The organism is Variovorax sp. WDL1 (genome assembly GCF_001541225.1).
Lineage (GTDB): Bacteria > Pseudomonadota > Gammaproteobacteria > Burkholderiales > Burkholderiaceae_C > Variovorax.
Genome location: NZ_LMTS01000300.1, coordinates 1 through 3,200, shown reverse-complemented (window position 1 = coordinate 3,200; position 3,200 = coordinate 1). Strand labels below are relative to the sequence as shown.

At 68.7% G+C, this 3,200-nt stretch carries 3 protein-coding genes; 2 read left to right on the top strand and 1 reads right to left on the bottom strand.

Annotated elements, in window-relative coordinates; all coding sequences use genetic code 11:
- Positions 1–274: 274 nt before the first annotated feature.
- On the bottom strand, positions 275–1,177 hold the full coding sequence (locus tag APY03_RS35565; RefSeq protein WP_068684869.1) for a LysR family transcriptional regulator: 903 nt from the start codon (positions 1,175–1,177) through the stop codon (positions 275–277).
- A gap of 176 nt (positions 1,178–1,353) precedes the next feature.
- On the opposite strand from APY03_RS35565, the gene APY03_RS35560 reads away from it, so the two are divergent.
- Positions 1,354–2,418, top strand: a complete 1,065-nt coding sequence (locus tag APY03_RS35560) for a phosphotransferase (protein WP_068684867.1) — start codon at positions 1,354–1,356, stop codon at positions 2,416–2,418.
- 7 nt (positions 2,419–2,425) lie between these two features.
- Complete coding sequence (locus APY03_RS35555) at positions 2,426–3,139, top strand: hypothetical protein (protein ID WP_068684865.1); 714 nt, start codon at positions 2,426–2,428, stop codon at positions 3,137–3,139.
- The last annotated feature ends 61 nt before the right edge of the window (positions 3,140–3,200 follow it).

Below are 3,200 nucleotides of genomic sequence, written 5' to 3'. Positions count from 1 at the left end.
GGATGCACGCCCGGCATGCGGTGCGGGCCGGTCGACCCCAGCGTATCCACGGAGGCGTGCGGTATGCCCAGGGACGGCCGTTGAGGCGCCGCCGAGCAGCGCAGTGGCAGGCGGATCAGGGCTCGCGACTGTTTGACCGAAGCGAGCTTGAGCGAGACCCCGCCTGACGCGAGCAGCGCAGGGCAGCCGCGAAGCGGCCGGCGACGTCGGCCGGCCCAGGGCATACCGCACGCCTCCGCACCCCCACGCTATCGAAGCTTTTGCACTTGCGTGTTCACCGAACGCAGCAACGCATCAACACATTGCGCAACCACCGATTCGCAGCATCGTTGTCGGTGCTCGCATGCCAATACATGTACGCATCCATCGACGAATGCGGCGCGGGAAACGCCAGCACCTGGTTGCCGAACTGCCGGTTGGCCATGTGCGCGTAGCTCTCCGGCATGGTGAGCACCAGGTCGGTCTCCGACACCGTGCGGCAAGCCGCAAAGTAGAACTGGCATCGCAACGCGACCTGCCGCTGGACGCCCATGCGCCGCAGCTCGATGTCCTCGAAGCCGGGCCCCTGCCGGCGCGAGGTCACGAGGATGTGGCGCTGCGCCAGATAGGTGTCCAGGTCCACCGAGCCATCGATCGCAGGATGCCCCTTGCGGGCCACCACGGCCATGCCGTCGACGCTGATGCGCTTGAACTTGACCGCGTCCGACAACGGAAGAAGCACGTCCACCGCCAGGTCGAGCGTGCCGGCCGCCAGCTCGCTCTCGAGGCTGCGGCGGTTGGCGCGCACGCTCGAAACCTCGACCTCCGGCGCCTCCATCGCCAGCGCGCGCATCAGCGGCGACATGACCGTCGACTCCATGAAGTCCCGCAGCCCGATCACGAAGCGCTTCCTCGCAATGGCGGGCTCGAAGCTCTGCGTGTCGTTCAGCAGCGAGCCGATCGACTGCAGCGATCCGCGCAGCGGGTCGATCAGCCGCTTGGTCAGTGGCGTGGGCACCATCCTGTGGCCCTGCCGCTCGAACAGCGGATCGTTGAACAGGTCACGCAAGCGCGCCAGCGCATGGCTGATCGCAGGCTGCGTCAGGTGCAGCTTTTCGGCCGCCTTGGTGATGCCGCCTTCCGTGTAGATGGTGTCCAGCACCACGAGCAGGTTGAGGTCGACTCTCGAGATATGCATTCGCTGTATCCAGGTCCATTCCAAGCATTCATTGGCCTCCCGGGGGGCGGTGCCCTTAGGCTGTCCCCCGAGAACGCGCACCATCATGCCGCGAGACGGCCTTCACACGCATTCACCGAGGAGACAAGCCCCATGATCCCTTCGATCCGCCGACGACCGCGCGGCCCGGCAGCCTCATGAGCGAGGCGTTCAGCGGCACGACGGAAGTCCACGAGCGCCACCGCTTCGACGAAGCCTCGCTGCAGCGCTGGTTCGCCTCGCACGTCGACGACCGCGCAGGCGCAGGCTTTCGCGTCCTGCAGTTCAAGGGCGGCCAGTCGAATCCGACCTTCCTGGTCGAGACCGGTGGCAGCCGCTACGTCGTGCGCCGGAAGCCGGCGGGTGCGCTGCTGCCCTCGGCCCACGCCGTCGATCGCGAGTTCCGGGTCATGAAGGCGCTCGCCGGCACGGACGTGCCGGTCCCGCGCGTGCATGCGCTGTGCGAGGACGATGCGGTCATCGGCACGTCGTTCTACGTGATGGACTACATGGACGGCCGCATCCTGTGGGACCCGCGGCTGCCCGGCGCGAGCGCCGACGAACGCAGCCGGATCTGCGACGAGATGAACAGGGTCATGGCCGCGCTGCACGAGGTCGACGTCCACACGGTGGGCCTCGGCGACTACGGGAGGGCCGGCAACTACATCGAGCGCCAGATCGCGCGCTGGAGCCGCCAGTACCGCGCCAGCGAGACCGAACGCATCGACGCGGTCGAGAGGCTCATCGAGTGGCTCCCGCAACATGTGCCGCAGGAGACCGCGACGCGCATCGTGCATGGCGATTTCCGCCTCGACAACCTGGTGTTCGCGCACGATGCGCCGCGCGTCATTGCCGTGCTCGACTGGGAGCTCTCGACGCTGGGCGATCCGATGGCGGACTTTGCCTATCACTGCATGGCCTGGCAGCTTCCACCGCCGTTTCGCGGACTCGGCGATCTTTCTGCCAGCCAGCTGGAGGCACTGGGGCTGCCTTCCGAACAACGCCATCTTGCACGCTACTGCGACCGCCGAAAGCTCCCTCCCGTGACGCCGGCCGCGTGGCGCTTCTACACCGCCTTCAACCTGTTCCGCGCCGCTGCCATTGCGCAGGGCATCATGGGCCGCGCGCTGGCGGGGAACGCCTCGAACGCCCACGCGCTCGACGCCGGCCGCCAGGCGCGACAACTGGCCGAGCTCGGCTGGCAGCGCGCCGCACGAGCCTGATCGCGAGATGCCGCCAGTCCTGCATCCACCCCGCTTCCGCGGCTTGCGCTTCGCCGCAACCGATGCCGCGGCAGTCGCCTCGGTCTTCGACAAGGTCCTGGGCATCGCTGCCTTGCCGCCGCGCGCAACAGCGGACTCGTCGTGCGGGCGCTTCCTGCTCGACGACCAATGGCTCGAAGTCCGCACGGCCGCGGGCGACACCCTGGACCTCGGCTGCGACGATCTCGGCACCCAGCGCACGCACCTGCGGCGCCTCGGCATCGAGGCGCTCGACGGTTCAACGCTGGGCTGCACGCCGCGCCTTCGGCTCGACGCCATGGACACAGGCGCCTGCACGGTCGACCTGCGCGAGCAGGCGGCACCGGTGGGTTCGGCCGAGGACGGCGGTGCTGCAGTTGAAGGTGGCGCCGACCGCCTCTGCGGACTGGAGCTCGCCGTCCGCGCGCCAGAGCGTGTTGCCCTTCACTGGGCACAGCTGTTCAGTGCGCGATCCTCGCGCGACGAGCGCGGGTTGCCTTTTGTCACCCTCCCCCGCCTCGACCTTCGCTTCACCTTGGCCGCGGACGGGCGCACGGGCGTGACCGCACTGGAATTCGCCGCGGCCGAACTCGCGCCGCTGGTGCGCAACGCGTCGGCGCAAGGTTTCGATGTCTGCGGCGACGCCCGGCGCGCTGCATTCAGCACACGAGGCATCGCCTTCCGCCTCCGAGCCGACCGATAGGCGGCCCGTGGCGTTCAGAGAACCTCGAACACCCCCGCCGCACCCATGCCGCCGCCGATGC